This is a genomic window from uncultured Amnibacterium sp. (assembly GCF_964244015.1).
Lineage (GTDB): Bacteria > Actinomycetota > Actinomycetes > Actinomycetales > Microbacteriaceae > Amnibacterium.
This window is the reverse complement of sequence record NZ_CAXTHO010000131.1, coordinates 1-7,898: the sequence shown is the minus strand read 5'-3', so window position 1 is coordinate 7,898 and position 7,898 is coordinate 1. Positions and strand designations below refer to the sequence as shown.

The following is a 7,898-nucleotide window of genomic DNA, read 5'->3' as shown; positions in this document are numbered from 1 at the left end:
TCCCCGGTGATCCGGATCGGCAACACGCTCATCCCGACCGACCTCCACATGCCATCCGCGAAACAGGGGTCCCAGCAGCGTACCGGGGCCCTCCGGCCGCTATCGTGCCCCGCGTGCTGCCCGCCATCGCCCTCGAGCTGCACAACCCCGTGCTGGGTCCAGCGCAGGCGGTCGGCATCCCGATCGCCCTGGTCGGGGCCGTCTTCCTCAGCTTCGGCGCGCAGTTCCAGTCGCGCGGCGTGAAGCAGGTGGAGGCGCGTCGCAGCACGGAGGGCGAGGAGCTGGGCCGGTCCGAGCTGCTGCGCCTCATCCGCACCCGGTCATGGCTGATCGGCACGATCATGCTCGGCCTGGCCATCGCGCTGCAGCTGACGAGCCTCCGGTTCGCGCCGCTGATCGTGGTGCAGCCGCTCGGTGCGATCGCGCTCGTCGTGACCGCGATCCTGAACTCGCGGATGACCCACGTGACGCTGCACCGCAAGGTGGTGCGCGCGATCGCCCTGTGCGTCGGCGGGGTCGCGATCTTCGTGACGATCGCCGCGTTCGTCGCGTCGGACAGCCCGATCAGCGACGACGACCTCCGCACGATCCTCGTGCTGCTCGCGGTCGTGCTCGTGGTGATGGGCACGCTGTACGCGATCTACCGCACGCGGATGACGCCCATCGCCTACATCGTCGGTGCGGGCGTGCTCTACGGGTTCGTGGCCACGATCGCGAAGACGGTCATCACCCGGCTGGTCCAGGGCCAGTTCGACTGGTTCACGCTGCTGTGCGTCCTCGGCCTGCTCGCCGCGGGCTTCGGCGGCTTCTACCTCGTGCAGACCGCGTACGCGGTCGGCCCGCCCGACCTCGTGATCGCCGGGCTCACGGTCGTCGACCCGATCGTCGCGGTCGGCATCGGCGTGATCGTGCTGAAGGAGGCGGCGAACGCGCCGCTCTGGGCGGTGCCGGCGTTCCTCGTCGCCGGTGCGCTCGCCGTGTTCGGCGTCTTCCAGCTCGCGAGACACCATCCGGAGGTGGCGGCGAGGGAAGCGGCGAAGGCGGGCTGAGGGCACGCCGCTGCACCGGAACCGGGGCCGCGAGGGCATGCGCTACCGTCGAGCAGGCCCCCCGCCCCCGTGATGGGGGCACGAACCGCCCGAGGAGACCGCCATCAGCGACTCGACGGACGAGGCCGCGAAGCCACGGCTCACCGTCCTCATGGGTGGCGACACCTTCGCCCCCGACGTCAACGGCGCGGCGAGCTTCTCCGTCCGCCTCGCCTCCGGCATCGCCTCCCGCGGCCACGACGTGCACATCATCGCGCAGAGCCACGGCCAGAAGCAGGGCGCCTACCGGGAGGAGCACCTCGGGCAGATGCTCACGGTGCACCGCCTGAACAGCTTCCGCTGGCCGCTGCACGACTGGCTCCGGGCCGTCTATCCGTGGCGCATCCACCACAACGCGCGCAGGGTCATCGACCAGGTGCGGCCCGACGTGTCGCACATGCAGTCGCACATGCTGGTCGGCCGCGGCATCACCACCGAGTCGGCGAAGCGCGGCATCCGCGTCGTGGCGACGAACCACTTCATGCCCGAGAACCTGATCGAGCACACCCCGTTCCCGAAGTTCACCTGGCCGTTCATCACCTGGCTGGCATGGAAGGACTGCACGCGGCTGTACAGCAAGGCGTCGGCGCTGACGACGCCCACGAAGCGGGCAGCCGAGTACCTCGAGTCCCGCACCGGCCTGCGGCATGTCCACGCGATCTCGTGCGGCATCCGGATGAGCGACTACTCGCCCGACTTCGAGCCGAAGCCCGACAACCGCATCGTCTTCGTCGGCCGGATCACGGGCGAGAAGATGCTGCCCGACCTGGTCGAGGCGATCGCCCGGATGCCGAAGGAGCTGCACGCGCAGCTCGACCTCGTCGGTGAGGGCGACATCCGGAAGGCGCTCGAACAGCAGGCTCAGCGTCTGGGCATCGCCGATCAGGTGCACTTCCCAGGCCGAGTCAGCGACGACGAGCTGCGAGAGATCCTCAGCCGGGCGACCGTGTTCGCGATGCCGTCGACCGCCGAGCTGCAGTCGATCGCGACTATGGAGGCGATGGCGAGCGGCCTGCCCGTCGTCGCGGCGGACGCGATGGCGCTGCCGCACCTCGTGAAGGACGGCGAGAACGGGTTCCTGTTCCCGCCCCGCGACGTCGATGCGCTCGCCGACCGCCTCGAGCGGGTGCTGCGGATGCCGCAGGACGAGCGGACGATCATGCAGCACGCCTCCCTCCGGCTGCTCGAGCCGCATGACATCGACACGACCATCACGATCTTCGAGCGGCTGTACCGCGGCGAGGAGATCACCGATCCGGAGACGGACGTGCCGCCGCTGTCCGCGAAGGTGCGGGAGCAGTTCATGTCGCTCGCCCGGAGGGCGAGGAGCGCGATCTCGGAGTGATCCGAGGCGGCACCGCTCGCCGTCGCACTCCTGCGGCACCGCGCCTCCGCCTCTGCTGAAGCACGAGAGCAGGATTCAGCGACGACAGTAGGACTCAGCGCGTGATCGTGTCCTGCTGATGGTGCTGGGTCCTGCTGACGCGCTCAGCGGAGGAAGCCGGCCGCCCGGTCGCCGAGCGCGCGCAGGGCGTCCGGCGTGCTGAGGACCTCGAGGGTCGACTCGGGCAGCAGGTCGTGGAGGCGTTCGGACGTCGACATCGGGTGTCCCGGGTCGCCCACCCACTGGGTGATCAGCACCGGCTGCCGGATCGTCGCCACCGCATCGGGTGCCGGGAAGTCGGTCGCCGCCGCACCGCGGAACACGGCCGGCAGGATCGCCGGGGCGATGTCCGGCAGCGGCGCGCGCGTCCAGCCGCCCTCCTCCAGCAGCGGGAGGGTCCCGAACGCACTCATCGCCCGCACCAGTCCGTCCACGCCCTGCAGCTCGACGAGGTCCGCCAGCTGGCGGTAGGTGTCGCCCTGCCCGGCGCGGGTGCCCCATGCCGTCGGCGGGATGACCAGGACGAGACGGCGGAACCGCTCCGGCCGGAGGGTCACCGCGTGCAGCAGCGTCCCGACGCTCATCGACACCCCCACCGCATCGACCGGCTCGTCGGGCGAGACCACCTCGAGCAGGGCGAGCAGGTCCTCCGCGAGCTTCGGCCAGGCGTAGTCGCTGGGCTCCGCTCGCCCGGTCGAGCGGCCGTGCCCACGGGCGTCGTACCGGACCAGGCGCCTGCCGGCCTCCGCGATCGGCGACCAGTCGAAGTACCCGGCCTCCGCTTCGCTCGCGCGAGAGGAGCTGAGGCCGTGCAGCTGCACGACGGTCGGGCCGGCCCCCTCCTGCACCTCGTACGACAGGGTCGCGCCGTCCAGCTCGAGTGTCTCGTCCGTCACGGAGCAGACCATACGACCCGGCCCCTTCCCAGCAGCACCGCTACCCCGCCCCTCCGTGCCAACTCCGCCCGCCGCCGCAGGCGGGAGTGTCACGGAGGGGCGGGCCTCGCGCGGATAGGGTCTCGGTGGGGCGGTAGCTCAGCTGGTTAGAGCACTGGACTCATAATCCATCGGTCACGGGTTCAAGTCCCGTCCGCCCTACGACGAAAGCCCTGGTAAGTCCAAACTTCGGCTCCGATTGGGCCACTTCTACTCGCTACGAGGGCACGCTTCCTTGGAATTCACATGCGCAGCGGCCAGCGCCGGCCGGGGGCGGGAACGCCTACCTACGATGCAGGCGCATTCCGTGCACCCAGTGAACGGTTCCGTCCTCGCCACGATCGTCTTCGATCCGCTGCATTCCTACTTTCTCCGCGACGCGCTGCGAGGCGCGGTTGGCCGGGTGGGTGATCGCGATCAGCTCGTCCGCCTGAATCACATCACGCGCGAAGTCTCGGGTAGCGGCCGCGGCTTCTGTTGCAAGCCCCAACCCATGGAGGTCCGCCCGCACGTGGTAACCAACCTCGAGGCGGTTGGTCCCGTTGACGGACTGCCAGGTGAGGCCACAGTCGCCGACGAATTCACCATCGGGTCTGGAAAGCAGCCAAAGGCCATATCCGTGCTGCCGATAGTTGTCCTGGTTCCAAGAGATCCATCCAGAAGCTTCCTCACGCGACATCGGAGCCGGGTAGAACCGCGTCACCACGGAGTCGCCCAGCAGCGCGGCCATCGCGTCGAGGTCCCCTGGACCCATCTGCCGAAAGCGAAGACGCTCGGTCGGGGCGGGTTCGGGCATCTGGAAAGCCTCACATTCGCTTCGATGCGTCGTACGAACGTCGAGGCCGCGCTCGGGTCCGTGTTCACTAGCGCGAGACGCCTCTCGCCTCCTGACCAGCCAGTCTTACTTCCCTGCTCAGCAGACCCCGCCGCGTGCGGACTGAATCGCCCCGGCGTGTCCGGAGGCTCACATTTGTGAGTACTGGGCGGTTTGCCCGGCCTCGATTCGACCATAGTGGGCGCGCTCGAATTTGACGGGTGTGAGGTCGTCGCAGTGCTGCGCGATGCGGCGATGGTTGAACCAGTCGACCCATTCCAGCGTCGCGATCTCGACCTGCTCGAGTGTCTTCCCGGGCTTGCCCGGGTGGATGAGTTCGGTCTTGTAGAGGCCGTTGATCGTCTCGGCGAGAGCGTTGTCGTAGGAGCTGCCGGTCGCGCCGACGGATGCGTCGATGCCGGCCTCGAGCAGCCGGTCGGTGAACGCGATCGAGGTGTATTGGCTGCCCCTGTCGGTGTGATGGATCAGCCGGTGAGGTCGGTGACGCCTTCGCGTTCCCGGGTCCAGATCACTTGCTCGATCGCGTCGAGGACGAGCGGGGTGGTCATCCGGGTCGAGCAACGCCAGCCGAGGATCCGTCTCGCGTACGCATCGATCACGAATGACACGTAGACCCAGCCCGACCAGGTCAGCACGTAGGTGAAGTCCGCGACCCAGAGCCGATCCGGCGATTCTGGATCGAAGACCCGCTTGACGAGGTCATCCGGCCTGACCGCGTGCGGGTCCGCGATCGTGGTCTTCTTCACCTTCCCCCGGCGGGCGCCCTGCAGGCACTGACGGCGCATCGAGGCCTCGACCGTGCAGCGGGCGACGTCGATCTGCTCGCGCCGCAACGCCAGCCAGACCTTCCTCGCCCCATACGCGGAGTAGTTCGCCCCGTAGAGCCGCTTCACCGCGGCGTCGAGGGTCTCGTCGCGTTCCGTCCGCGCCGCCCGAGCTGCGGTTGCTGGCGCGGCCCTGTGCTCGGAGTAGGAGGAGGGCGCGATCGGCGTTCCGTGCTCGGTGAGCACTCGGCAGATCGGCTCGACGCCCCATCGGAGCCCGTCTCGTCCGACTCCTCGGCGACGCTTACCGCGCCTGGATCGACCGCCGACTGCGCCACTCGGACCCATTTGCGGACCGTTTCCGGCGCACCGACACCGAGCTTCTCCGCGACGGAGCGCATGGTTTCCCACTCGCCCCGACCATCCCTCACGGACTCCGCAACGAGCCGAACAGCCCGCTCCCGAAGCTCGGCCGGGTACTGAGGCCCCTTGACCATGACCCCATCCTTCCCAAAGGGCGGAGTCTCCAGACACGCCGGGGCGATTCAGTCCGCGGAGGCCGTGTCACTTCCCCTCCCGGTGAGACGCTCTCAAGGCCAATCAGACTGATCTGAGAGCTTCTGCGAGTTCGGAAAGCAGTTCCTGTGTGACCGAGTTCAGATCCTCGAATGATTTCGTCTCACCGACCGCCTCGACCAGCCCGAGGAGCGGCTCGTCGGTGTCGAGTTTGAGGTCCTGCCGGTCAAAGCGGTAATGCATGAGCGCGTTGCGAAGCCGGCGTGGCCCACCCCCCGGCTGCGCTAGGAGACGAGCGCGCGGGTCAGCGAGGAGTTCTAAGCACGATCCAGGCGCGGAGAGCCCGGACGAGCCGTCGGAGAGTGTTTGCAGGCTCGTGAGCGCGGCGACGAGAGTCAAGAGCCGCGCCCTGAAGACGGGTCCCGGATATGTGTTCTCACCTGGCCGCAGCGCTTCGAGTGCCGTGTTGACATTCCCTTCAATCAAAGCGAGCACCAGCGCTCCCACATCTGACGGGCTGGAGGCGTAGCGCTCGATCAGCTCAGCGGACCGGCGGTCTTCGATTTGAACTTCGACACCTGCCATGTCCAGCGTGCCAGTCAGGTTCTGAAGCGGTTGGAGACGCTGCTCGTTGAGGTCCAGCGCCGCGAGGATCAAGAGCGTGCCGCCTTGTTCTTCAGCGCTGGCATGAAGCAGCGCGCCGAGCTCGGTGGCCGGTACGGAGGCGGGTATACCGAACTGGAACTGAAGAGCGGGACTCACGCCGAGAAGCCGGCCACGGAAGGACAGGACGCTGAGCTCCGGCAGCTTGGAACGCATCCAGGAGGGCGCCCGACCGAACATTGCGTCGCGATGCGCATCGAGCAACACTTGCATCTGCTGCTCGAGAGGCGCTGCCGGCTTGCGGATCCCATCGATGAGCTTCGTCGCGTGCCGCGCGGAGGTGATGACGGGGCTACTTGCTGCTGGAAGGAGATCCACGAACGGCTGGACCTGGCGCCCCGTCGGGTCAGTTCGAATAGCGTTCGAACCCTCATAGGTAATTCGCGAACTGTGGCCGAGCATCAGCATTGAAAGCAGCCCACCCAGACTCTCGCTCGTCCTTCGCGCTGAGAGCAGCATGTCTAACGCCCACTGCGCGTCCTCGGCGATCAGTGCACGAAGGGCCCACCCAAGTCCCTCGGCGCCAGGGACGTACACGGACAGACGCTACGACCGGGCGACGACATTCTCCGCGCGAGCAAGCGCTTCACCCGCTGCGCGCGGCTCTAGAACGACCGTCGCCCATCACTTGCTTCGCAGCTCGGTTGTCTCGCCCCCTGCTCACGAGACGTTTGACACGCCTGCGATCCCGGTGATCGAGAGAATCTCAGAGCGAGCTCGATCAGCATGAATACGGGCTTCTGTGATCGAACCTGCCCTCGGAAGCCGGGCCATCGAGCACTGGACTCATCGGTCACGGGTTCAAGTCCCGTCCGCCCTACCAACCCAGCACGCCGAGGTTGAGCGGGTCCGCATCCAGGTGAGCTTCAGGAGCAGGCGACTGAGCCCGCACTTGCCGACACTCTCGACCGATGTCAGGCTCGAGGAGCGTTGGCCAACCTGACCGACCGTCAAACGAGCAGGCTTCTGAGGCCTCCGGGTTAGGAGCTTCAGTCCGCGGAGCGGCGGCGCAGCAGGTTCACGACGCTGATGACGAGCAGGATCACGCAGGCGGCGGTGATGAGCCAGGCTCCGGCCCAGCCAACAGTCGGTCCGCTTGAACACAAGCTTTCTCCTCCGCCCGCTGCTGCATCGAAGCACTGTCCTTGCTGAGTAGCGAACGTCAGTATCGGAACGACAATGGCGACGAGAAGGGCGATGATCCAGGGCGCCTTGCGCGGGTATGCGGGTTCCGTCATCGGTAACTACCTCCTTGTCATCGCACTGCTTCGCGTCGCGCTCATGCTCCCGCGTCATCGTCGCGTACGCGACCAACTGTCGATCTGTGTCGCACGGGCAGAGTTTCGAGACCTCATGGTCGGACGTCACCGCTCGCCAGGAGCGTGCTCAGAGTGCTCGCTGGCTGACCCTGAGGCTCCTGGCTGCGAATCCTGCGCCAATGCGGGTGAGGATGATGAGTACGCCGGTCGTCATCGCGAGGGCTGGCAACGGACGCGTGCGGCAGCACCTCACTCTGCTGGACCCGTCGATCGGTCCCCTACACCTTCGGTGACCTCACCGCTCTCTGTTCCTCACGGACGGCACCGAATCGCGCTACTCATGTCTTCCTGTCTGCAGCGCTCTGCTGGCGAGAAGACAGACGGAGAATGGAGGATGCGTGCCGAGACGCGGTTCGTCGCTCTGCTCTTTCCGAACGTGACGCAGCTGGACCTG

General features: G+C 67.4%; 6 protein-coding genes, 1 tRNA gene and 1 pseudogene. 3 read left to right on the top strand and 5 right to left on the bottom strand.

What is annotated here, in order from left to right:
* Positions 1 to 113: 113 nt before the first annotated feature.
* Positions 114 to 1,049, top strand: coding sequence for a DMT family transporter (locus tag ACFE67_RS12810; RefSeq protein ID WP_375407265.1), 936 nt, complete (start codon positions 114 to 116; stop codon positions 1,047 to 1,049).
* A gap of 151 nt (positions 1,050 to 1,200) precedes the next feature.
* On the top strand, positions 1,201 to 2,433 hold the full coding sequence (locus ACFE67_RS12805; RefSeq protein WP_375407264.1) for a glycosyltransferase: 1,233 nt from the start codon (positions 1,201 to 1,203) through the stop codon (positions 2,431 to 2,433).
* A gap of 143 nt (positions 2,434 to 2,576) precedes the next feature.
* Here ACFE67_RS12805 and ACFE67_RS12800 read toward each other — a convergent pair whose 3' ends face one another.
* Positions 2,577 to 3,368, bottom strand: coding sequence for an alpha/beta fold hydrolase (locus ACFE67_RS12800; RefSeq protein ID WP_375407263.1), 792 nt, complete (start codon positions 3,366 to 3,368; stop codon positions 2,577 to 2,579).
* A 127-nt stretch (positions 3,369 to 3,495) separates the two neighbouring features.
* Between ACFE67_RS12800 and ACFE67_RS12795 the strand changes: the two genes are divergently transcribed.
* Positions 3,496 to 3,569, top strand: a tRNA-Ile gene (locus ACFE67_RS12795).
* A 121-nt stretch (positions 3,570 to 3,690) separates the two neighbouring features.
* Here the strand turns inward: ACFE67_RS12795 and ACFE67_RS12790 are convergent.
* The 4 genes and pseudogenes from ACFE67_RS12790 to ACFE67_RS12775 all read right to left on the bottom strand — a co-directional run bounded on the left by ACFE67_RS12790 (position 3,691) and on the right by ACFE67_RS12775 (position 7,423).
* Complete coding sequence (locus ACFE67_RS12790; protein WP_375407262.1) at positions 3,691 to 4,203, bottom strand: GNAT family N-acetyltransferase; 513 nt, start codon at positions 4,201 to 4,203, stop codon at positions 3,691 to 3,693.
* Between the two features lie 168 nt (positions 4,204 to 4,371).
* Positions 4,372 to 5,503, bottom strand: a pseudogene (locus tag ACFE67_RS12785) (IS3 family transposase).
* Positions 5,504 to 5,606: 103 nt separating this feature from the next.
* Positions 5,607 to 6,722 carry a hypothetical protein gene (locus tag ACFE67_RS12780; protein ID WP_375407261.1) on the bottom strand — a complete coding sequence of 372 codons (1,116 nt, stop codon included), beginning with the start codon at positions 6,720 to 6,722 and terminating at the stop codon, positions 5,607 to 5,609.
* 452 nt (positions 6,723 to 7,174) lie between these two features.
* Entirely contained in the window at positions 7,175 to 7,423 is a 249-nt protein-coding gene (locus ACFE67_RS12775; RefSeq protein WP_375407260.1) for a hypothetical protein, read from the bottom strand.
* Positions 7,424 to 7,898: the final 475 nt, after the last annotated feature.